Genomic DNA, 20,590 nt, shown 5'->3' with positions numbered 1-20,590 from the left:
TATCAGACCTCCTCGACGGTGACCAGGTGGCGAACCGCCTGAACCAGACCGCGCGTAGACGGAGTGTCCGGACGGACGACCGACTGGCCGATCTTCCTCAGACCCAGAGTACGAACGGTGTCGCGCTGAGCCGGCTTGCGGTTAACCAAACCCTTAACCAGTGTGATCTTCAGATCTGCCATCACTCACCATCCTTCGCTGCTGACTCTTCGGATGCCTTGGCATCCTCACGAGCCTTGCGAGCCTCGGCGATACCTTCGGCACGCGCACGGAGCATCGTATCGGGGGCGACCTCTTCAACCGACAGTCCACGACGGGCCGCGATCTCTTCAGGTTCCTCGAGATTCTTCAACGCATCGACAGTAGCGCGCACGACGTTGACCGCCGTTGCCGAGCCCATCGACTTGGTCAGAATATCGGTGATGCCAGCGCACTCCATGACGGCGCGAACCGCACCGCCGGCGATAACGCCGGTACCGGGAGCCGCCGGGCGCAGGAGCACGGTGCCAGCTGCATCGTGCCCGATCACCGGGTGCGTGACCGTGCCACGTACACGCGGCACGCTGAACATGTGCTTCTTGGCGTCGAGCTGTCCCTTGGCGATTGCCGCAGGAACCTCACGGGACTTGCCGTAACCAACACCAACGGTGCCATTGCCGTCGCCAACGACCACGAGAGCGGCGAAGCTCATGCTTCGACCACCCTTACGGGTCTTGGACACACGGTTGATGGCCACCACGCGGTCGAGCATATCGTCATCGTGACGATCGTCACGACGGCCACGACGCTCACCACGACGGCCTTCACCGCGACCCTCGCCGCGGCCACCGGAACGACGACCACCACGACGATCTTCACGGCCTTGGTTCTGCTGTTCCTGGTCGGACGCCTGGGTGCTCTGAGTGTCTTCAGTCACTTGGGTTTCCTTCTCGTTGTCGCTCACAGTGCCAGACCTCCCTGACGGGCGCCTTCAGCCACAGCTGCGACGCGACCATGATATTTGTTGCCGCCACGGTCAAAGACAACGGCATTGATGCCGGCATCCTTGGCCTTCTTGGCAATCAGCTCGCCAACCTTCTGGGCGGCTTCGGTCTTCGTGCCATCAAAACCATCAAAGTCATGGGCGAGCGTGGACTCGGACACCAGAGTTACCCCTTTGGTGTCATCAACAATCTGAGCAACCATGTGACGGTTCGAACGAGTCACCACCAGACGAGGGAGTTCAGGAGTGCCGGAAATGCGTTTGCGCAGACGCGCATGACGCCTAAGCCGAGCTACCTTCTTACCCTTACCGAGAATCTTGACTGTCATATCACTTACCAGCCTTTCCAGCCTTGCGCAGGATGTGCTCATCGCTGTACTTGATGCCCTTGCCCTTATAGGGTTCCGGCTTGCGCAGCGCACGGATGTTGGCCGCGGTCTGACCGACCGACTGCTTATCCATGCCCTTGACGACCACCTGGTTGGCATTGGGCAACTCGAAGGTGATGCCTTCGGGCGGATCCATGGTGATGGTGTGAGAGTAACCGAGCGAGAACTCAATGCTCTTGCCCTTCATCTGCGCACGATAACCAGTTCCGACGATATCAAGCGTCTTGGTATATCCTTCATGCACACCCTTGACCTTCGATGCGACCATCGCACGGGCCAGACCGTGGTAGGCGCTGGTCTGACGGCTGTCATCCGCGGTTTCGAGGACGATCTGATCGCCGTCGACACGAGCGGTAATGCCCTCCGGAATCATGTAGGAATCGGAACCCTGAGGTCCCTTGGCGCTGAACGCCTGTCCGTCGATATTGACCTCTACGCCAGCCGGAATGGTGACGGGGAGCTTACCAATATGTGAAGTCATTTTCGGCTCTCCTTTCTCACCAAACGAAGGCGACAATTTCGCCGCCAATGCCCCGGTCGAGGCATTCCTTCTGGGTCAACAATCCTGCACTTGTCGAAATAATTGCGACACCCATGCCACCAAGAGGCATAGGCAGCGAATCCGACTTCGTGTAGCGACGCAGGCCCGGCTTGGAAATACGCTTGATACCCTGAATGGCGGACTCGCCATGGGCTCCGTACTTAAGCGTAATTTCAAGATCCTGACCGACGCGAGCATCCTTCGCGACGAAGTCCTTGATGTAGCCTTCGCGCTTGAGAATCTCGGCGATCGCCGCCTTGAACTTGGAGTACGGCATAACGACAGTGTCGTGCTTCGCCGTGCTCGCATTGCGCAGACGCGTAAGCATGTCTGCGATTGGATCTGTCATTGTCATGTTGGGCTTGCCGCCCTTTCTCGCCGTGGTTTCCTCCGCTTGGCCCGCACCTTAAAGGCACAGACCAAGCAAGGGACCTTCAGCGTCGATGTTTACCAACTGGATTTCGTCACTCCGGGCAGCTGACCGGCATGAGCCTTCTCGCGAAGGCAGATGCGGCACAGGCCGAACTTACGATATACGGAGTGCGGACGACCGCAAACCTGGCAGCGCGTGTAGCCACGCACCTTGAACTTCGGCTTGGCGCTCGCCTTAGCCTTCAAAGCGGTTTTTGCCATTATTTGTTCTCCTTGAACGGGAAGCCGAGATGCTTCAAGAGAACGCGGGCTTCCTGATCGTCCTTCGTGCTGGTGACCACGGTGATATCCATACCACGCTGGTGATCAATCGCATCAGGATCAATCTCATGGAACATGGACTGCTCGGTGAGGCCGAAGTTATAGTTACCTTGGCCGTCGAACTGTTGGTCGCTGATACCGCGGAAATCACGAATACGCGGCAGAGCCAGTGTCAGCAACCTATCAAGAAACTCCCACATGCGATCGCCGCGAAGCGTGACGAATGCACCGATTGCCTGGCCTTCACGCAAATGGAACTGCGCTACGGACTTCTTGGCCTTGGTGATCTTCGGCTTCTGACCGGTTATGGCGGTGAGATCCTTGACGGCGCCTTCAATGAGCTTGGAGTCACGAGCCGCGGCACCGACACCCATGGACACAACGACCTTCGTGACCTTCGCCACCTGCATGGGGTTGGAGTATTTGAACTCCTTCTCCAGCTCAGGCACGATCTTGTCGATATACTGCTGCTTCAGACGCGGGGTTGCCGGCGCTTCAACTGTTGCATCGGTCATGCCAGCTCCTTTCCGGACTTCTTGGCGACGCGCGTACGCACGGTCTTGACCTTCCCGTCGCGCTCGTCGGTCGTGATCTTCACACCGACACGAGTGGGCTCTTTGGTCTCAGGATCGATAACCATCACGTTGGAGCGATGAATCGGAGCCTCGACCGAGACAATACCTGCCTGCTGACCCTGCTGGGTGGCGCGGACATGCTTCTTGACGATTTGCACACCTTCGACAATCAGCCGATCGTTGGGAAGTACGCGAGTGACCTTGCCCTCTTTGCCGCGGTCTTTGCCACGGATGACCTTGACCTCATCTCCGGTCTTGATCTTTGCTACCATTCAGATCACCTCCGGGGCGAGCGACACGATCTTCATGAAGTGCTTGTCACGCAACTCACGACCGACCGGTCCGAAGATACGAGTGCCTTTGGGTTCATGGCCGGAGCCAAGAATCACAGCGGCATTCTCATCGAACTTGATGTATGAGCCGTCATTACGACGATGCTCCTTGACTGTGCGGACGACGACGGCCTTGACCACATCGCCCTTCTTAACCGACCCGCCGGGGATTGCATCCTTGACGGTGGCGACGATCACGTCGCCGATGCCGGCATAGCGTCGCTTCGATCCGCCGAGCACTCGGATGGCCAAAATCTCCTTGGCACCCGTGTTGTCGGCGACATGAAGCCGCGTTTCCTGCTGAATCATTGATTCTCCTTAGCCGAGCTGGTTCTCCGCCGCCACCCGTAAAGGTAAGCGGCAGAGCCTTGCCGAACTTATTACTTGGCGCGCTCGACGATGGAGTCGAGACGCCAACGCTTGGTCTTGCTCAGGGGCCGAGTCTCCATGATACTCACGCGATCGCCAATGTGGGCGTCGTTGTGTTCATCGTGGACCTTGACCTTGCGCGTGGAGCGGACGACCTTGCCATACAGCGGGTGGGTCGAACGCTGCTCAAGCTCGACGGTAATCGTCTTGTCCATGGCATCGGACACGACATAACCGATTCGGGTCTTGCGGAAGTTGCGCTCTTGCTCTTCAGCCATGCTTACTTCTCCTCAGTCTTGGTCTCGTCGGACTGCGTCTTCGTGGCCTTAGCTTTCTTCGCCTTGGATTCAGACTCATCCTTGACCTCGGCAGCGGCCGGCTCGACTGTAATGCCGAGCTCACGCTCGCGCAGGACGGTGTACATCCTGGCGATGTCGTGCTTGACGGTCTTCAAGCGCGAGGGATTCTCGAGCTGACCTGTGGCGTTCTGGAAGCGCAGATTGAACAGCTCTTCCTTGGACTTCTTGAGGAAGCCCTCGATCTCCGCGTTGGTCTTCTCGTTGAGATTGTTGATAGTGTATGCAGATTCGACTGCCATCAGATGTCACCGCCTTCACGTGCGATAATACGGCACTTCATGGGCAGCTTGTCGATAGCGCGGCGAAGGGCTTCCCTCGCCGTGGTCTCGTCAACGCCACCAATCTCGAACATCACGCGGCCAGGACGCACATTTGCAACCCAGAACTCAGGAGTACCCTTACCTGAACCCATTCGGCTTCCGAGTGCATGCTTGGTCAACGGGCGATCAGGGAAGATCGTGATCCACACACGACCGCCACGCTTGATGTAACGGGTCATGGCGATACGAGCCGCCTCAATCTGACGGTTGGTGATGTAAGCCGGAGCCAAGGCCTGAATGCCAAAGTCACCGAACGAAATCTCATTACCGCCCTTGGACATACCCCTACGCGTGGGACGCTGCTGCTTACGGTACTTAGTCCTCTTTGGGATAAGCATATTCGCTCACTCCTTCGTTTCCACGACGGGCTCGGCCTGCTGATCCGCGGCCGGGGCCGGCGACTCAGAGCGAGAACCCTGGGAATCGGCCTTGGAGGCGTTGGAAGAAGGACGAGCGCCACGGCGCGGACGACGGTCCGCTCCACGACGGCCACGGTTGTTGGCACCCTGTGCCTGCTGCTCTTCGAACTCACGTTCGGTCATGTCACCCTTGTAGATCCAAACCTTTACGCCGATACGGCCGTAAGTGGTCTTGGCTTCAAAGAAGCCATAATCAATCAGGGCGCGCAGTGTCTGAAGCGGCACGCGACCTTCACGGTAGAACTCGGAACGGCTCATCTCGGCGCCTCCAAGGCGGCCGGACAGCTTGATCCTGATGCCCTTGGCACCGGCGCGCATGGCGTCCTGCTGTGCCTTGCGCATGGCGCGACGGAACGTGACACGGTTGGTCAGCTGCTCGGCAATACCCTGAGCAACCAGCTGTGCGTCGATCGCGGCGTTCTTCACTTCGAAGATGTTGAGCTGAACCTGCTTGCCCGTAATCTTCTCAAGCTTGGCGCGCACGCGTTCGGCCTCCGCACCGCGGCGACCGATGACGATACCCGGACGAGCTGCATGCAGATTGACCTGCACTCGATCGCGGGTACGCTCGATGGTGATACGGGAAATACCCGCACGCTCGAGGTCGCGGTTCATTTCCTTGCGGATCTTGTCATCCTCAAGCACGAAGTCGCTGTAACGCTCGCCAACCTTGTTGGAATCGGAGAACCACTTGGAACGATGGTCTTCGGTGATGCCCAGGCGGTAACCTAGGGGATTGATCTTTTGACCCATCTTTACCGGGCTCCTTCCTTGCTAGCGACCACAACGGTGATGTGGCTGGTGCGCTTGTTGATGCGACCAGCGCGACCCTGCGCACGAGCACGGAAACGCTTGAGCGTCACGCCCTCATCCACATAAGTCTGGCTCACATACATATCAGCCTCACGGAACGGCTCGCCGGCCTTTTCAGCCTTTACGCGAGCGTTCGCAATCGCGCTCTGAAGGCACTTCAACACTGGGGTCGAAGCGTCCTGAGGGGCGAATTTGAGGATGGTGACGGCCTCGTCCACTTTCTTGCCACGGATGAGGTCGACCATGCGGCGAGCCTTGCGCGGCGTCACACGGACGTGACGTGCGATTGCTTTAGCTTCCATAATCTTTCTCTTCCTTTAGCGGCGGGCTTTTTTGTCGTCATGAACGTGACCACGGAAGGTCTTCGTCGGTGCGAATTCACCGAGCTTGTGGCCGACCATCGCCTCGGTCACGAAGACCGGGACATGTTTGCGACCATCGTGCACGGCGAACGTGTGACCGATGAAATCCGGGGTGATCATCGAACGGCGCGACCACGTCTTGATGACATTCTTCGTGCCCTTCTCGTTCTGTTCGTCAACCTTTTTCTGCAAATGGGCGTCGACGAAGGGACCCTTCTTGATGCTACGTGCCATCTATCGGCGCTCCTTACTTGCGGTTCTTGCCATTAGGACGACGACGAACAATCATCTTGTTCGAAGCCTTCTTCGGATGACGAGTACGAACCTCGCCCTTGCCCCAAGGAGACACTGGCGGCTTGCCGCCGCGGGTAGTGCCACCATGCGGATGGTCGACGGCGTTCATGGACTCGCCACGCGTGATCGGGCGCTTGCCCATCCAACGTGCACGACCCGCCTTACCGATCTGCAGGTTGGCATGATCGGAATTGCCGACCTCACCGACCGTTGCACGGCAACGGGCATCCACATTGCGAATCTCACCGGAGGGCATACGCAACTGAGCGTAGGCACCGTCCTTGGCGACGAGCTGAACGCCCGCACCTGCCGAACGCGCAATCTTCGCTCCGCCCAAAGGACGCAGCTCAATGGCGTGAACGATGGTACCGGTCGGGATGTTGCGCAGAGGCAAATTATTGCCTGGCTTGATGTCGGCCTGTTCGCCGGTCTCGATGACGTCGCCCTGCTTGATGCCGTTAGGCGCCACGATGTAGCGCTTCTCGCCATCGGCGTAGTGCAGAAGTGCGATTCGAGCCGAACGGTTCGGATCATACTCGATTTCCGCAACCTTGGCGGGCACGCCATCCTTGTCCCAACGCTTGAAATCAATCAAGCGGTACTGACGCTTGTGACCGCCACCGCGATGACGTGAAGTCACGCGGCCATAGGAATTGCGACCGCCGGTCTTATTGAGTTTACGCACGAGCGATTTCTCAGGAGTCGAGCGCGTAAGGTCGGAGAAATCCGAAACCGATGCGCCACGACGACCGGGAGTCGTCGGCTTGTAAATACGGATAGCCATAATGTAGTTCTTCCTTTGACTTTCTCGGCTAACCTTCAGTTACCGAAGATGTCGATTGACTGACCCTCGGCCACGGTAACCGTTGCGCGCTTCTGACTGGCGCGGCGGCCGAAGCCGGTGCGGGTGCGCTGTCGCTTGCCTGCACGGTTGAGGGTGTTGACGTTCGTCACCTTCACTTTGAAGATCTCTTCGATGGCGTTCTTGATCTGCACTTTGTTGGCAGTCGGTGCGACCACGAAGGTGTACTGTCCACGGTCACCGGCGGCGTAGCTCTTCTCGGAGACGACGGGCTTGAGAATGATATCGTGGGCTGGCTTGTGAATTGCGACCATGTGAATCAGGCCTCCTTCTTAGGCTCGGTCTTCGCGGCGACGAAGGCCTCGAAGCCGTCCTTGCTGAAGACGACATACTGAGCGGTCACCACATCGTAGGTGTTGAGCTGATCTGCGAACAGCACATGCACCGTGGGGATGTTGCGCACGGACAGCAGTTCGTTCACGTTGTCGCGTGAAAGCACGACGGTGGTGAACTGGTCGCCCGAAATCGGGTTGAGCGCGGCGACGGCAGCCTTCGTGGATGGAGTGTCCTTGATGCCGAAGTCGACCACAGCTACACGACCCGCGCTCGCGCGGTTGGACAGCACGTAACGCAACGCGCTGGCCTTCATCTTCTTGGGTGTGCGCTGGCTGTAGTCGCGCGGAACCGGTCCGTGCACGACGCCACCGTGGACCCACTGAGGAGCACGGGTCGAACCCTGGCGGGCGCGGCCGGTACCCTTCTGCTTCCAAGGCTTCTTGCCGCCACCGGAGACATCACCACGGGACTTGACGGCGTGGGTGCCCTGACGGGCTGCCGCAAGCTGCGCGACGACGACCTGATGGATCAGCGGCACATGAGCCTGGACTTCTTCGTTGGAGATGCCGAAGATATCTTCGGGGGCCTCGACGGTTCCTGCGGACTTGCCGCTGGCGTCAGTGACCTTCAACGTAACGTTTGCCATGATTTCAGGCTCCCTTCACAGCCGAGCGAAGCACGACGATGCCGCCCTTGGGCCCCGGCAGGGCGCCCTTGATGGCGATTACGCCGCTGGCCTGATCGACCGAGACGACAGTGAGGTTCTGCACGGTAGAGGTGACATGACCCATACGACCGGCCATGCGCTTGCCCTTCAGAATACGGCTCGGAGTCGCGCACGCACCGACTGAGCCGGGGCGACGTTCGTTCTTGTGAGAACCGTGAGTGCGGCGATAGGACTTGAAGCCCCAGCGCTTGATGGTGCCGGCGAAGCCCTTGCCCTTGGTGGTGCCGGTGACATCCACCTGAGCACCATCGGCGAACACATCCGCCGAAAGCTCCTGACCCGGCGTGAAGTCCTCGGCATTGTCGGTACGGATTTCTACCAGATGGCGACGCGGGGTAACACCCGCCTTCGCGAAGTGACCAGCCAAAGGCTTGGTGACCTTCGTCGGATCGATCTGGCCATAGCCGAGCTGAACAGCCTTGTAGCCGTCAGTCTCTTCGGTCTTTACACCCGTGACCACGTTCGTGGACACGTCGACCAAGGTGACGGGGACGAAGAAACCCTTGTCGTCCCAAACCTGCGACATGCCAAGCTTACGACCCAGCAACGCAGTGCGATTAGTACTCTGCAACGTCATGTTTCTCCCCCTCCCTACAGCTTGATCTCGATGTTTACATCTGCAGGCAGATCGATATGCATCAGAGAATCCACGGCCTTGGGGGTCGGGTCGACGATGTCAATGAGGCGCTTATGAGTGCGCATCTCGAAGTGCTCGCGAGAATCCTTGTATTTATGAGGAGAGCGAATTACGACAAATACGTTCTTCTCAGTAGGCAGAGGAACCGGGCCCACAACAGTGGCACCCGCGTTCGTGACCGTTTCGACGATTTTCTTCGCCGATTGGTCAATGACCTCGTGGTCATAGGACTTAAGCCTGATACGGATTTTCTGTCCCGCCATGCCGTCCGCCCTTTCTAGCGATTCGATTTACATTACCAGCCTGCTTCAAGGACACCGGCGCGCACGACCCCAGAACCTCACGGTTCTATGGTCGATCCGCATCAGTGTGTGGCGCAACAACATCTTCGAGAGGGAGGATGCCGGGCCGCACTCGCTCTTTTGATAACAATTTGCGAGCCTATAACAGGCAACTGTTCTATTAAACCATCGGGTCAGTACTTGCCGAAATCGGGCGTGTCGCCTATTTCAAGGGATTTCAGCCCTACCCCGACTTTGCATAAAACGGCGCACCCGTCGAACAAAGACGATGGGTGCGCCGTGGATGGTTTCCAACCGACCGGCCGACATGCAGTTCCGAAGACCTTAGATTTCAGAGGCCTCCGCCACCGAAAGCCGCCCCTCGCGCTTGATGCGCATGGCGTGACCCTCTGCTTGAGGCACGCCATAGTAGGCGGCGATGGCGATATCCTTCATATCCTCAATCAGCGGGATACGAGGGTTGGCGGGTGTGCACTGATCTTCATAGGCACGCATGCCGATCTGATCAAGAATGTTCCAGAAATACTCCTCGTCAACGCCACATTCCTTGAAACTCGAGGACATGCCAAGCTTGTTGTCTCGGTAATCCTCAACGGCAAGCGCAAGATTTTCCACGCCCTGTGCGGGAGTCGACCCGGGGTTCACTCCGATGACTCGTGCGAATTCCTGATAGCGTTCGGGAGCCACATAGTGGTCGTACTTGGGCCAGCTGGTCGGTTCTTCGGGCACCGATCCGTTGTAACGGATGACGTACGGCAGCAAAATCGCATTGTTGCGGCCGTGTTCGACCTCGCATAATGCTCCTATGGTGTGGGCCATGCCGTGGCACATACCGAGGAACGCCGAGCCGAACGCCATGCCCGCCATAGTGGCGGCATTGTGCATTTTCTCCTGTGCCATTTTCTTGGTCTCACCTGGTTCGGCGTTGACGGAAGTCTCGAGATTATCCCATATGAGCTTGGCGGCGTGCAGGGCCATACCATCGGTGAAATCGTTGGAGTAGACCGAAACATAGGATTCCATGCAGTGCGTCAGCGCATCGAAACCGGTGTTGCAGGCCAGTGTCCGTGGCTGGGTTCGCGCCAGCACGGGATCGACGATGGCCACCGACGGGGTCAGCGCGTAGTCGGTGATCGGATACTTGTAGCCGGTCTTGTGGTCGGTAATCACGGCGAACGGAGTGACTTCGGAACCGGTGCCCGAAGAGGTGGGGATGCACACCAGTTTCGCTTTCTTGCCCAGAGGCGGAATACGGAAGGCACGTTTGCGGATGTCGAAGAATTTCTCACGCACGTCATCGAAGGAGATTTCGGGGTGCTCGTACAGCAGCCACATGATTTTGGCAGCGTCCATGGGAGAACCGCCGCCAATGGCGATGATGGTGTCGGGCTGGAACTCATCACGCATCATTTCAGCGCCCCGTTCGACGGTGTCGACCGAAGGTTCGGGCTCGATGTAGTCGATAATGCGGAAAGTCACCTTTTCGGGGCGGGCACGGAGCTGATCGATGACCTTGTCGATCACACCCAGCTGCTCCATCACCTTGTCACAGACGATTACGGCACGACGAATGCAATACATATCGTGCAGATATCGTATGGCATTGGGTTCGAAATAGGTCTTCGGCGGCACCTTGAACCACTGCATATTACTGTTCCTCCGCGCTATACGCTTGATGTTGACGAGGTTGACGGCCTGGACGTTGCCGGAAACCGAATTGCCGCCGTACGAGCCGCAGCCAAGGGTGAGCGAAGGAGCGATGGCGTTGTAGATGTCGCCTATGCCGCCCAACGACGAAGGCTGATTCCATACGATACGGCACGCGTGCATCCTCAGGCCATACTCACGCACAAGATCCTGATCGTCCGAATGAATCGCCGCGGTGTGTCCGGCGCCGAATTTCAGCATCTCCTCGCACATCTCAAATCCCTGTTCTTTGCTGTCCGCGCGCAGCATGGCATGCACAGGGCCAAGCTTTTCGAGGGTGAGCGGTTCGCTCGGACCGACTTCCTTGCATTCGGCCACAATGATGGTGGCATCCGCCGGAATCTCGAAACCGGCCTCTCTTGCGATGAACTGGGGCGACTTCCCAGGCACCACGGAGTTAAGTTTCGGCGTACCACCGGAATAGGCGGTACAGCCGAACATGTATCGTTCCAACTTGGCCTTTTCAGCGTCGTTGACGAAATATGCTTTACGACGCTTGAGCTCGGCCTTAAGCGGTTTGTAACTTTCGGCACGGGCGATAATAGCCTGTTCAGTCGCGCAGATCATGCCATAGTCGAAATGTTTGGAAAGCACCAGGTCGTTAGCCACACGCTTGATGTCGACGTTCACGTCGACGTACGCCGGAGCGTTGCCCGCACCCACGCCCAGCGCCGGTTTGCCGGAGGAATACGCGGCCTTGACCATGCCAGGACCGCCCGTGGCCAAAATCGTGGCCACATCGGGGTGCCTCATCAGTGCGCCGGTGGCTTCGACGGACGGGTGCTCGATCCACTGGATGCAGTTTTTGGGTGCCCCGGCGGCGACCGCGGCGTCACGCACGATACGGGCCGCCTCCACCGAGCAACGTTGGGCACCCGGATGGAAGCCGAAAATGATTGGGCAACGTGTCTTCAAGGCAAGCAAAGACTTGAAGATCGCCGTAGAGGTGGGGTTCGTCACTGGAGTGACACCGGCAACCACGCCAACAGGCTCCGCGATTTCATCGATGCCGAGCACATCGTCCTCACGAATCAAACCGACGGTTTTTTGACACGCCAGATAATGCGTGACATGTTCGCAGGCGAAGATGTTCTTGGTGGCTTTGTCCTCCACCAATCCACGTCCGGTCTCATCCACCGCCATTTTCGCCAGCACCAAGTGCTTGTTGAGTGCCGCCACCGAAGCCTTGGCCACAATGCGATCGACCTGGGTCTGGTTAAGCTCTTCGAATTGCGAAAGAGCCTCAACGCCTTTGTCCACCAGTTCGTTTACTTCCTGCTCCGCCTGAGTGAGCGCATCGACTTGGGCGGATTCAATCTCACCGGTCGAGTCTTGCTGTCGTGTCGTTGTCATATTTGCTCCGAATCCGTTGGTTGCGTCGGACTACCGATTTGATTGATATCCGACAAAAGGAGTTCAAGGCCAATATAACCAACATGCATAACAGTGGCTGAATCCAGGAAAAGGAATGTAAGATTATGGTAGTTTGAGTCATATTTTGTTTTTAATCAAACCGTATTTGTAAGGTATTATGGTACATAATACAGCTTTTCTGGCTTATGTGAACATAAGCGCACAGCAAACGTGTCATGACTAGTAAAATTGTTAGCGTTCACAAACGATCTCTCCTGTGCCTTCATCATCCTGAGAACGAAGCAATTCAGTCACCGCGAATAGGCGTTACGACGCCGGACCATTCAGCGCCTGACGCCATGCCCCTTCCTAATAGCAGATTCGTAGGCCATCTTTTGCGAATCTCTTTTTCTACCTATGAACCAAACTATGGCGCACTACAGAGAGGACCCTACGACACCGGCGCCGACGGCCATAATCAACTACATCCATCGCAGCCAGCACGTCACCAAACGTGACCCGGAACAGAATCTCGAACCAAGTCTGCCCACGGTCGATAAAAAACTGAACATCCTTCTCAGGAACCAGGGCTCGTCGCCCCCTCTTCAACGCTCGATTCGACCAGAGGAAGGCGCTCGCAGGCCTACGAATTCGTCGCATACAGCAGATGTGCCATCGGCGTCGAGACGGGAGCCGAACGTCAACCGAAGTCTCTCGACGGACACACCTCGAAACACAGCAACCAGCCAACACCGCTGCCAGACGACGAACCGTTTTCCTGGGGCCGCGCGCCCTCAGCCGTGGCTCCGTCTGCACCAGGCGCCCGGCGCCAATAAAAATGCACGAAGCACCGGGTGGCTTGGTGCATTGCACTTCAGCATGCCAAATCGACATCATTCAGACGATCTGGCAGAACTCTATGGTCTCATGGTTCGGACCGTAAATGTTGAAATAACGAATGCCGCGATCCCAGAACGTCGGGATGGACTGGATCTTGTCGTCCTTGAAATCGAATCCCAGCGTTTTCGCGTTTTCGAACGCAGCATCGATATCAGGCGTATCAAGAGCCCAGTGGTTGATTGCACCATCCCTCAGCGTCGCCGGGTCGCCTTCCCAAGTCTCAATCGTCAGATGACCATAGCGCAGGAAAGCACAGCGGTTCTCGCCATTGGGGAACACTCCCACCAGGTCAAAACCGAGTTTCTTGGTATAAAACTCGATGGTCTCATCGAGATCTTTGGCGGGCATGCCGGAATGCTGGAAATCCGTGGTGAAATCTGACATTGGTTTCATGGCTACTCCTTATTGCAGCTGTTTATTGTTTTGATTATGTTCTGAAACATCATGCGCATCGACGCCGCTTTGACTTACCGCCACCAAATATAATAGTGCAAATCGGACAATTGGATCACCGGATCGATCACCGACGAGGAAACGTCACAACGACGGCACCTACGAACGGACCGAACATCACGAGAGCGTTTTCGACATCTGGCCTCCACTTCCCGATGATTCTTCCGTCGAAAATCAGCATCCCACCTTGACCATGGCCTTCGAGATGCCCGCAACTTTGCCGTCAAGAAAGTCCTGCACCTTTTCAAAGGGGAGTCCATGACTGATTAACGGCTCCACATCGAGCCTTCAGTACTTCCGCGACATTGGTTATACCGCATTTTTTTAAAAAACTATTGCAAATCAAATCGTCAGAAGTTTTTGCTCTGGCGAAATGCGGAGCCAGCCGGACCCCAGACCGGTCGGACCCCAAACCGTCCAGACTTCAAACCGTCTGCATCCCGAACGAACACTCGGATTGGCGCTTCCCTTCGAAACCATCAGAGCGATTTGCACGCCTGCGTGCGTCCGGGGTGACATCAAGAAAAACAAAAGCCCCGAGCCATAAAGCTCGGGGCTTCGATAGGCGTAGAAATCAACGCTTGGAGAACTGCGGGGCGCGACGGGCCTTGTGCAGACCAGCCTTCTTGCGTTCCACGGCGCGGGCGTCACGAGTGAGGAACCCGGCCTTCTTCAGCGCAGCGCGGTTGGCATCGCGGTCGATGGCATTCAGTGCGCGAGCCACGCCCAGACGAATGGCGCCGGACTGACCGGTGGTGCCGCCGCCTTCAACCAGAACGTTGATGTCGAACTTGCCTTCGAGCTTGAGCAGCACGATCGGCGAGTTGACCTCACGCTGGTGCAGACGGGAGGGGAAATACTCCTCCAACGTATGCCCGTTGATGGTCCACTTGCCGGTGCCCGGGGTCAGACGCACGCGGGCGACGGACTCCTTACGGCGACCGGTGCCGTAGCCCGGAGCAATCTGCGAAGTGCCGGTACCGGCACCTGCGTTGGTCTCGGTGGTGTATGAAGTGATTTCTTCCTCGGTCTCTTGAACCGCGGAGTTCTCGGTGTTTTCAGCCATGATAATTCTCTCCTCTCGGTTCACTTGGCCTGCTGCGCAACAGCGTCAACCGTAATCGGCGTCGGCTTCTGCGGCGTGTGCGGATGATCCGGCCCAGCGAAGACATGCAAACGGTTGAGTTCAACCTTCGCAAGACGGTTCTTCGGCAGCATGCCCTTGACGGCGTTGATGATGATGCGTTCAGGGTTATGCTTCAGAAGGTCGGCGTAGCTATCCTCGCGCAGACCGCCGGGGCGACCGGAGTGCGAGTAAAGCACCTTGTCCATCTTCTTGCCGCTCAACGCGATCTTCTCGGCGTTGATGATGATGACGTGATCGCCAAGATCGGCATGAGGCGCGAAGGTCGGCTTGTTCTTGCCACGCAAGAGCTCGGCCGTCTTGGTGGCAAGCTTGCCCAGCACCACATCGGTGGCGTCGATAATGTACCAGTCGTGAGTCAAATCAGCTGGCTTCGGTGTGAAAGTCTTCACGAGTGTGCCTTTTCCTTATATTGTGTTCCGGGCCATGCCGACTCGCTGGTAAGACGCGCCGAAACAGCCTCATTATCCGTGGGCTCCCTGAAAGTCCTCGTGCGAGTGGGATAGCGCTTTGAAGGACCCCGTAGGGAAACACAACAAGTAGATATTGTATCGACACCCATGCCCAACCGCAAGACGACGACTCACACAGTGTCGAAAAGCAGGGACGGCCCCATCATCGGCGGACAAATCAGCCAAAACCTTGAGAATGAATCAGCCTCATGGCAGGAACAGGTCAAAGATGGCAGAAAGCGCATGTTATCGGAACTCAAAATGTACGTTTTCTGCCATCTTTGACCTGTTTCCGGCGCAATGGAGCTGATTTACATGGATTAGTCGAATCGATTTCCATTATTAACGGTTCGAGTTTGAAACTGGAGAGCATGGCGGGTCGTCACGAGCGCTGGGCGACGGCGTGGGTCACGTCGGTGGCGGGATCGGAGGCAAGTCGGGTGAGTGTGGCTTGGGCAGTGCCGGGATTGAGCGCCACCGCCCGACGCACCATCGCGGCCAGAACCGCCGGAGCCTTCTGGTCGCTCTCGACACCCATCTTTCCTAGAAAGTCCAACGTTTCGGCGCTGGTGCGCGGGTCCTCGGCGCCTTCGAGACGAACCCTCCACGAGGCCTGCGGGTTGCGCAGGGCGGCCTCGCGCACACTTACGTCCTCGTCCTTGGCGAGCCGGCCAACCAGCCAGTTCTTGTCATCCGCGTTTTCCGCGACGGCCTTGCGAACCGTGGCATCCGCGTCCTCCGAAAGCTTGACCAGGATGTTCGGGAACGGCATGGTGGAAGCCAGAAACACACGGTCCTCAAGCGGGGTGTGTTCGTTGCCCGCGACGGCCTCAAGCAGTGCGGTCTCACGCGAGAAGGCGGCCTGATCGGTGCGGTCTGGCAAGGGCTCATGCGCGGCATGGCTGAGCTCGGCCGAGTCCGTGGAGTGACGCAGACGCTCGTACGTGGCCGAAAGCGACTCGAAGGTATCGCCGTCTCCGTCTTGCGTCGCAGCGTCTAACGGCTCGCCGGACACTTCGCCACCCATGGTCGAATCAACATTCGCATCCGCCTCAACCCCTTCGGCGGCACCGCTTTGGGCAGTTTGGTCATCGAAATCGCTCGTATCGCTCATAACGCCAGCATAGCGAACTCGACCTACTTGACAGCGGTAAGCCCCGCGCACCCTCTCGCATGCCTCTACAAGCGTTCCAACCGAACCTGAGCGCTGAACGCCTCACGAACAGTGGTTTCGAACGTCGACGCAACAGCTGCCGGCACCACGCAATCGAGAGCAACTCGATCGGTGAAAGATCGATTTTTCACCATTCCCCCGGCTTGAGTGAGCACACGCTCAAAATGATCGAGCCAGGCATATTCCAAGGTGGTGCGGTACCGGCGCATAGGCACGATGACCTGCACTTTCGCCGCCTTTATCGCCAGCGACGCGGCCGTAGAATATGCACGAATCAAACCGCCTGAACCCAGCAGAATCCCGCCGAAATACCGCGTGACCGTGACCACGCAATCGGTCAGATGCCCGGCGCGAATGACTTCAAGAATCGGTTTGCCTGCAGTGCCGGAAGGTTCGCCGTCATCGCTCATCCGCTCACGGGCCGATCCGGACGCCGCACCAACGATGGCCGCGTAGGCCACATGCCGCGCCTTGGGGTGTTCCCGACGAACCGTGTCCACGAAGGCGAGCGCCTCATCCAAGGTGCCGACATGACACGCGGATCCGATGAACTCGGACTTTTTCTCGACCAACGAATCGCGTGCAGGCGCATCCGAGCGGTTTCCGAGCGTGGAAAACCCCTCAGCGAACCGTTGATGCGCTGCGGAGTCCGCCATACCGACGCCTTCCCTATCGTTTGGTTCCGAATCTTTACCTTTGCCATTGTAGCGACCAGACCTGCGTAGCAACAAGGGCGTCGCCACGCTCTCAGGCATTCGATACGGCGTACCCCCGTTTCACGACACACCTACGAAATGACGCATTGTCCAATGAACTGTATTTGTGCACTGCACTGTTTCGTTACCTAAGGAGATGCAAAGGCCAGCCGTTACGCCGTTGAACAGCCACCGTCAACTAGGGCAAGTTCCGTTTTGAATCCGCTTTCCGCCATCTGGCAAATCAGAACGAATATCACAGCCTCGACTCCTGCACTATAATCTGTCAGGTAAGGAGACAGGAGACAACGGCGTTTTCCTGGCTCCCCACCCAAACCTCGATTTCTGGCTCTTTCAAGGGTTTTCACATTGTGAACAGGACACAAAACTGCACTGACCATCTCGCTAGCCTAGACTCATGACAGACGCTACTGTGAATACCGCACCAATAACCAACACGATAACCACGGAACGCCTAACCCTTCGGCACTGGCGCAAAGGTGACGCCACCGAAGCACAGGCGCTATACCGATACGCCTCCGACCCCGACATCGGCATTCGCTGCGGGTGGATGCCGCACCAATCAGTAGAAAGAAGTTCTGAGGCCATCGAGAAGGTTCTCACCGGGGACGAGAATTACGCCATCACTTTGCGCGGCCAAGATATGCCGATCGGCTGCATCGAACTGAAAAAGACGGAAGGCAGCCATGGGGGTCAATACGTGCGTGAGGCGATTGACGGAAGGCGGTTGATGCCCGGAGTCGATGCCGATGACATGGAGCGTGCGTTGGCTGGATACGGCGGTGACCGGACTCTGGGATATTGGATCGGCCGGCCGTTCTGGGGACAGGGTTTGATGTCGGAGGCGCTTGAGGCGATGCTTGCGCGGTCATTCGATGTACTTGGCGCCCAGACCGTGTGGGGTGGGCACTACGTCGAGAATCCCGCATCCGGTAAGGTGATGCAACACTGGGGCATGCGACCCATCTGTCGCAAAGATAACGCCTACTTCCCTCTGATTGACCGCCACTACGACTACATCATTCTTGCAATCACCAAGGAGCAGTGGGAACGGCGATAAGGCATCCCGTTAGACCACAGAACGCTGAGTACCAAGATGCCCTCAGCCTTCCGATTACGAGAGTTTGCCAGGACGTTGTCTCGTCGACCAGAGAAGTTGACACGTTTGAACGTCCGTGATGATTTTGACATATAAACCGAATTTGATGAAAGCTGGCCCTGACTTGTAATCATGCCCAGTGATTTGGTCAACAGGCCAAAACAAATCCCGAACCCCCGTTTTGGACTATAAACAGGTACGTACGTACCATAAAACGTACCACAACTACACGCTAATCCGACTCATCATGAGCCAATTCGAGACGACAACCACCGGAAGAAAGAACCACCGAAACCCTTGCAAACACAAGGAAAACGGCATGAAAAAGGGCTTCCGTGAAAAACCACGGAAACCCTATCGGCGGAGCCGGAGGGATTCGAACCCTCGAACCGCTTGCGCAGTTAACACCTTAGCAGGGTGCCCCTATCGGCCACTCAGGCACAGCTCCACATTGCACACAACGAATACCATGCACAACAAGTATAGACTATACCATCTTCGGCGGACGCACAGCAAGCCTCAAGGCCAGCCCTGAGCGTGTCGGCTGTGCTAAGGCACAAATGAGGCCATCAAAAACGTACCGCAAAGAGTTTCCAAGAGGTCGCGGCAGGCAACGACATCCGATGAATCCCGCCCAAAACCAAAAAGAGTAATCCTTATACATCCAACCCATCCCGAACTTTCCGACCAAGAATCGTGCAGCAGCCAACCCTCTGCACGACACGCCATGGCCGACCGTGGTTTTTGATACGTCAATAAATTTTCACTGCGAGTGGTGACCGGGCTATACGACACAGGGTAAAAGCCAAAAATATCACAGATGGTCGCAAACTCTTGAAACACGCTTCCAAATATTGGAATATAGAATTACAAAAATCACTAGATAAAATTGCTATCTTTATATAATTCCACCCCAACGATTCAACCCCCGATCGCCACACCCCCCTAAAGCCCATCAACCCACTTGGCAGATTCAATGCAGCAACAAATGAAACGATGCACACAAACCAAGAAGAAGCTTAGTTTACAGGAGACATACAACCTTTAAAACGTTTGAACAACGAACACGCCATGAACACGCTCCGTCGATTGCCGCACAATAAACGGTCGGCACAATCTCTTGATTGCCACTTTAGAAACCAAAAGTCAAACCAAATCAGCCAAATTCAAGATTCTTGTTTTCCAATCTTGAATTACATTCACATTTCCCATCAAATCCCAAAACACTGAATAAACTGTTGCTATGGAGCAGAAATACGTATCCCATAAAGGCAACGACCTGCGCATCGGCATCCTGGATGACGACCCATGCGCTCTCGCACACGAGACAGGGCTAGTCAAACGAATGCAGAATCTCAATGGCTGTCATCTGAATCTTTGGACGACGACAAATCCCGAACTCGCAGTTCATAACTGCCTTTTCGCAACCGTGCCCACAGACATTTTCATTGTCGATTTGGACACCGAAAGCCGTTCGAACGGAAAAATCCTGCGTCCGGTCAAAGCCGCGACTCCCAACACCATAATCATCGGCATTACGTCACACATCGAAGAACATAGGCAGTCACAATACGGCACAGCACTTAACGTCATCTGTGACAAAGCCTCGCTCGACAGGACATTACCCGCGATGATCGAAGCTTTATATCGGAAAAAGATGCGCAGAAAATACCGGGCGTCCGTGGTACAGGACGCAGGACATCCATTCTCGGAGAACACTCCCCCGGCGCACTTGGCCGCGATACAAGCGAATGGAACAAACGCGCCACCGAACGACGTCAACTACGACGCACGCGCCACATCGAAAACGGTGCGCAACGATCCAAAGCCAGGCAATCACCATTCCTGTTCGCCTCACGATCCGCGATTGCAGGAACCGACCGATGATGATCAATCCTCGAACGCGAACACCTCGCAGACGACCCACACCCTGCATTCTTTACCGGCAGTGCCGCTGACTCCCATGGAACAGCAAGTGCTCACGCTTAGTTTGGAGATGACCCCAAGGCAAGTCGCCAGAACATCTGACCATCACCCAGAGTACCGTCTACTCGCACCGATACGCCATCCGAAATAAGCTGCACGTAGATTCGTGGGACGATGCCGTTCAAACCTATTTCGAACTGCTCAATGGCACGGAGCAATAGCGGCTGGACAAGTATCCGGCAAACGCACGCGAATACGACAACGATGCAACTGACGTACAGGAGGTGCAAGCTGGGCGGGTTGCCGACGAATCGAATGCTAATGCGACAGCGACACTACAGTAGCGCCACAACGGCGGTACGACTCTGTGAGGTGCAAGGCGTACCAATTTGGACGAATCCGCCATGACAAAAA

The 20,590-nt window shown here is 56.7% G+C and carries 27 protein-coding genes, 1 tRNA gene and 1 pseudogene; 2 read left to right on the top strand and 27 right to left on the bottom strand.

Annotated features, from left to right (window positions below):
- Nucleotides 1-2: 2 nt before the first annotated feature.
- The 26 genes and pseudogenes from rpmD to BBOH_RS07800 form a co-directional block, all read right to left on the bottom strand.
- Nucleotides 3-182, bottom strand: a complete 180-nt coding sequence (gene rpmD / locus BBOH_RS07925; RefSeq protein WP_033520853.1) for a 50S ribosomal protein L30 — start codon at nt 180-182, stop codon at nt 3-5.
- Nucleotides 182-943, bottom strand: a complete 762-nt coding sequence (gene rpsE, locus BBOH_RS07920; RefSeq protein ID WP_033520854.1) for a 30S ribosomal protein S5 — start codon at nt 941-943, stop codon at nt 182-184. The genes rpmD and rpsE overlap by 1 nt, the downstream gene beginning before the upstream one ends.
- Nucleotides 940-1,311, bottom strand: coding sequence for a 50S ribosomal protein L18 (gene rplR / locus BBOH_RS07915; protein WP_033520857.1), 372 nt, complete (start codon nt 1,309-1,311; stop codon nt 940-942). Before rplR ends, rpsE begins: the two co-directional genes overlap by 4 nt.
- A 1-nt stretch (nt 1,312) precedes the next feature.
- Nucleotides 1,313-1,852, bottom strand: a complete 540-nt coding sequence (gene rplF, locus BBOH_RS07910; RefSeq protein WP_033520858.1) for a 50S ribosomal protein L6 — start codon at nt 1,850-1,852, stop codon at nt 1,313-1,315.
- Nucleotides 1,853-1,868: 16 nt separating this feature from the next.
- A complete protein-coding gene (gene rpsH, locus BBOH_RS07905) occupies nt 1,869-2,267 on the bottom strand; it encodes a 30S ribosomal protein S8 (protein WP_033520860.1) in 399 nt (132 codons plus the stop codon).
- Between the two features lie 92 nt (nt 2,268-2,359).
- Nucleotides 2,360-2,545, bottom strand: a complete 186-nt coding sequence (locus BBOH_RS07900) for a type Z 30S ribosomal protein S14 (RefSeq protein WP_033520862.1) — start codon at nt 2,543-2,545, stop codon at nt 2,360-2,362.
- Entirely contained in the window at nt 2,545-3,120 is a 576-nt protein-coding gene (gene rplE, locus BBOH_RS07895) for a 50S ribosomal protein L5 (protein ID WP_033520864.1), read from the bottom strand. The genes BBOH_RS07900 and rplE overlap by 1 nt, the downstream gene beginning before the upstream one ends.
- Entirely contained in the window at nt 3,117-3,452 is a 336-nt protein-coding gene (gene rplX, locus BBOH_RS07890; protein WP_033520866.1) for a 50S ribosomal protein L24, read from the bottom strand. Before rplX ends, rplE begins: the two co-directional genes overlap by 4 nt.
- Entirely contained in the window at nt 3,453-3,821 is a 369-nt protein-coding gene (rplN, locus tag BBOH_RS07885) for a 50S ribosomal protein L14 (protein ID WP_033520867.1), read from the bottom strand.
- 71 nt (nt 3,822-3,892) lie between these two features.
- A complete protein-coding gene (gene rpsQ, locus BBOH_RS07880) occupies nt 3,893-4,159 on the bottom strand; it encodes a 30S ribosomal protein S17 (protein WP_033520868.1) in 267 nt (88 codons plus the stop codon).
- Between the two features lie 74 nt (nt 4,160-4,233).
- Nucleotides 4,234-4,479, bottom strand: a pseudogene (gene rpmC / locus BBOH_RS07875) (50S ribosomal protein L29); the annotation flags it as partial.
- Entirely contained in the window at nt 4,479-4,898 is a 420-nt protein-coding gene (gene rplP / locus BBOH_RS07870; protein ID WP_033520869.1) for a 50S ribosomal protein L16, read from the bottom strand. The pseudogene rpmC and the gene rplP, both read right to left, overlap by 1 nt.
- A 6-nt stretch (nt 4,899-4,904) precedes the next feature.
- Nucleotides 4,905-5,732, bottom strand: a complete 828-nt coding sequence (gene rpsC, locus BBOH_RS07865; RefSeq protein WP_033520871.1) for a 30S ribosomal protein S3 — start codon at nt 5,730-5,732, stop codon at nt 4,905-4,907.
- A gap of 2 nt (nt 5,733-5,734) precedes the next feature.
- Complete coding sequence (rplV, locus tag BBOH_RS07860; RefSeq protein WP_033520872.1) at nt 5,735-6,094, bottom strand: 50S ribosomal protein L22; 360 nt, start codon at nt 6,092-6,094, stop codon at nt 5,735-5,737.
- Between the two features lie 15 nt (nt 6,095-6,109).
- Nucleotides 6,110-6,388: a 30S ribosomal protein S19 gene (gene rpsS / locus BBOH_RS07855; protein ID WP_033520874.1), complete on the bottom strand. Its 279-nt coding sequence runs from the start codon at nt 6,386-6,388 to the stop codon at nt 6,110-6,112.
- A 13-nt stretch (nt 6,389-6,401) separates the two neighbouring features.
- On the bottom strand, nt 6,402-7,232 hold the full coding sequence (rplB, locus tag BBOH_RS07850; RefSeq protein WP_033520875.1) for a 50S ribosomal protein L2: 831 nt from the start codon (nt 7,230-7,232) through the stop codon (nt 6,402-6,404).
- 35 nt (nt 7,233-7,267) lie between these two features.
- Complete coding sequence (rplW, locus tag BBOH_RS07845) at nt 7,268-7,564, bottom strand: 50S ribosomal protein L23 (RefSeq protein WP_033520877.1); 297 nt, start codon at nt 7,562-7,564, stop codon at nt 7,268-7,270.
- A gap of 5 nt (nt 7,565-7,569) precedes the next feature.
- Complete coding sequence (rplD, locus tag BBOH_RS07840) at nt 7,570-8,232, bottom strand: 50S ribosomal protein L4 (protein WP_033520879.1); 663 nt, start codon at nt 8,230-8,232, stop codon at nt 7,570-7,572.
- 4 nt (nt 8,233-8,236) lie between these two features.
- Entirely contained in the window at nt 8,237-8,890 is a 654-nt protein-coding gene (gene rplC / locus BBOH_RS07835) for a 50S ribosomal protein L3 (protein ID WP_033520881.1), read from the bottom strand.
- Nucleotides 8,891-8,904: 14 nt separating this feature from the next.
- Nucleotides 8,905-9,213, bottom strand: a complete 309-nt coding sequence (gene rpsJ / locus BBOH_RS07830) for a 30S ribosomal protein S10 (protein ID WP_003808013.1) — start codon at nt 9,211-9,213, stop codon at nt 8,905-8,907.
- 363 nt (nt 9,214-9,576) lie between these two features.
- Complete coding sequence (adhE, locus tag BBOH_RS07825) at nt 9,577-12,312, bottom strand: bifunctional acetaldehyde-CoA/alcohol dehydrogenase (protein WP_033520883.1); 2,736 nt, start codon at nt 12,310-12,312, stop codon at nt 9,577-9,579.
- A gap of 897 nt (nt 12,313-13,209) precedes the next feature.
- The gene (locus BBOH_RS07820; protein WP_420305244.1) at nt 13,210-13,605 is read right to left on the bottom strand and encodes a VOC family protein; all 396 of its coding nucleotides are present in this window, start codon (nt 13,603-13,605) and stop codon (nt 13,210-13,212) included.
- A gap of 634 nt (nt 13,606-14,239) precedes the next feature.
- A complete protein-coding gene (gene rpsI / locus BBOH_RS07815) occupies nt 14,240-14,731 on the bottom strand; it encodes a 30S ribosomal protein S9 (protein ID WP_033520885.1) in 492 nt (163 codons plus the stop codon).
- 20 nt (nt 14,732-14,751) lie between these two features.
- The gene (gene rplM / locus BBOH_RS07810) at nt 14,752-15,201 is read right to left on the bottom strand and encodes a 50S ribosomal protein L13 (RefSeq protein ID WP_033520887.1); all 450 of its coding nucleotides are present in this window, start codon (nt 15,199-15,201) and stop codon (nt 14,752-14,754) included.
- 442 nt (nt 15,202-15,643) lie between these two features.
- Nucleotides 15,644-16,375 (bottom strand): AbrB family transcriptional regulator, encoded by a 732-nt coding sequence (locus BBOH_RS07805; protein ID WP_237743185.1) that lies wholly within the window; start codon nt 16,373-16,375, stop codon nt 15,644-15,646.
- Between the two features lie 65 nt (nt 16,376-16,440).
- The gene (locus tag BBOH_RS07800) at nt 16,441-17,091 is read right to left on the bottom strand and encodes an IMPACT family protein (RefSeq protein ID WP_044098304.1); all 651 of its coding nucleotides are present in this window, start codon (nt 17,089-17,091) and stop codon (nt 16,441-16,443) included.
- Between the two features lie 457 nt (nt 17,092-17,548).
- Between BBOH_RS07800 and BBOH_RS07795 the strand changes: the two genes are divergently transcribed.
- Nucleotides 17,549-18,211 (top strand): GNAT family N-acetyltransferase, encoded by a 663-nt coding sequence (locus BBOH_RS07795; protein WP_044098302.1) that lies wholly within the window; start codon nt 17,549-17,551, stop codon nt 18,209-18,211.
- Between the two features lie 400 nt (nt 18,212-18,611).
- Here BBOH_RS07795 and BBOH_RS07790 read toward each other — a convergent pair.
- Nucleotides 18,612-18,698, bottom strand: a tRNA-Ser gene (locus tag BBOH_RS07790).
- Between the two features lie 795 nt (nt 18,699-19,493).
- Here BBOH_RS07790 and BBOH_RS07785 point away from each other — a divergent pair.
- A complete protein-coding gene (locus BBOH_RS07785) occupies nt 19,494-20,327 on the top strand; it encodes a response regulator (protein WP_044098300.1) in 834 nt (277 codons plus the stop codon).
- The last annotated feature ends 263 nt before the right edge of the window (nt 20,328-20,590 follow it).

The organism is Bifidobacterium bohemicum DSM 22767 (assembly GCF_000741525.1).
Taxonomy (GTDB): Bacteria; Actinomycetota; Actinomycetes; order Actinomycetales; family Bifidobacteriaceae; genus Bifidobacterium; species Bifidobacterium bohemicum.
Note: the sequence above shows the minus strand (reverse complement) of the source record. Positions and strands in the feature narration are given on the sequence as shown.

Coding starts and splice junctions, on each gene's coding strand:
- BBOH_RS07820 (WP_420305244.1), bottom strand. CDS start 13,605: ATGAAACCAATGTCAGATTTCACCACGGATTTCCAGCATTCCGGCATG.
- rplE (WP_033520864.1), bottom strand. CDS start 3,120: ATGACCGATGCAACAGTTGAAGCGCCGGCAACCCCGCGTCTGAAGCAG.
- rplB (WP_033520875.1), bottom strand. CDS start 7,232: ATGGCTATCCGTATTTACAAGCCGACGACTCCCGGTCGTCGTGGCGCA.
- rplD (WP_033520879.1), bottom strand. CDS start 8,232: ATGGCAAACGTTACGTTGAAGGTCACTGACGCCAGCGGCAAGTCCGCA.
- rplN (WP_033520867.1), bottom strand. CDS start 3,821: ATGATTCAGCAGGAAACGCGGCTTCATGTCGCCGACAACACGGGTGCC.
- BBOH_RS07800 (WP_044098304.1), bottom strand. CDS start 17,091: ATGGCGGACTCCGCAGCGCATCAACGGTTCGCTGAGGGGTTTTCCACG.
- BBOH_RS07785 (WP_044098300.1), top strand. CDS start 19,494: ATGGAGCAGAAATACGTATCCCATAAAGGCAACGACCTGCGCATCGGC.
- rpsJ (WP_003808013.1), bottom strand. CDS start 9,213: ATGGCGGGACAGAAAATCCGTATCAGGCTTAAGTCCTATGACCACGAG.
- rplP (WP_033520869.1), bottom strand. CDS start 4,898: ATGCTTATCCCAAAGAGGACTAAGTACCGTAAGCAGCAGCGTCCCACG.
- rplF (WP_033520858.1), bottom strand. CDS start 1,852: ATGACTTCACATATTGGTAAGCTCCCCGTCACCATTCCGGCTGGCGTA.
- rpsQ (WP_033520868.1), bottom strand. CDS start 4,159: ATGGCTGAAGAGCAAGAGCGCAACTTCCGCAAGACCCGAATCGGTTAT.
- BBOH_RS07900 (WP_033520862.1), bottom strand. CDS start 2,545: ATGGCAAAAACCGCTTTGAAGGCTAAGGCGAGCGCCAAGCCGAAGTTC.
- adhE (WP_033520883.1), bottom strand. CDS start 12,312: ATGACAACGACACGACAGCAAGACTCGACCGGTGAGATTGAATCCGCC.
- rpmD (WP_033520853.1), bottom strand. CDS start 182: ATGGCAGATCTGAAGATCACACTGGTTAAGGGTTTGGTTAACCGCAAG.
- rplW (WP_033520877.1), bottom strand. CDS start 7,564: ATGGTCGCAATTCACAAGCCAGCCCACGATATCATTCTCAAGCCCGTC.
- rplC (WP_033520881.1), bottom strand. CDS start 8,890: ATGACGTTGCAGAGTACTAATCGCACTGCGTTGCTGGGTCGTAAGCTT.
- rpsH (WP_033520860.1), bottom strand. CDS start 2,267: ATGACAATGACAGATCCAATCGCAGACATGCTTACGCGTCTGCGCAAT.
- rpsC (WP_033520871.1), bottom strand. CDS start 5,732: ATGGGTCAAAAGATCAATCCCCTAGGTTACCGCCTGGGCATCACCGAA.
- rpsS (WP_033520874.1), bottom strand. CDS start 6,388: ATGGCACGTAGCATCAAGAAGGGTCCCTTCGTCGACGCCCATTTGCAG.
- rplX (WP_033520866.1), bottom strand. CDS start 3,452: ATGGTAGCAAAGATCAAGACCGGAGATGAGGTCAAGGTCATCCGTGGC.
- rpsI (WP_033520885.1), bottom strand. CDS start 14,731: ATGGCTGAAAACACCGAGAACTCCGCGGTTCAAGAGACCGAGGAAGAA.
- rplV (WP_033520872.1), bottom strand. CDS start 6,094: ATGGAAGCTAAAGCAATCGCACGTCACGTCCGTGTGACGCCGCGCAAG.
- BBOH_RS07795 (WP_044098302.1), top strand. CDS start 17,549: ATGACAGACGCTACTGTGAATACCGCACCAATAACCAACACGATAACC.
- BBOH_RS07805 (WP_237743185.1), bottom strand. CDS start 16,375: ATGAGCGATACGAGCGATTTCGATGACCAAACTGCCCAAAGCGGTGCC.
- rplR (WP_033520857.1), bottom strand. CDS start 1,311: ATGACAGTCAAGATTCTCGGTAAGGGTAAGAAGGTAGCTCGGCTTAGG.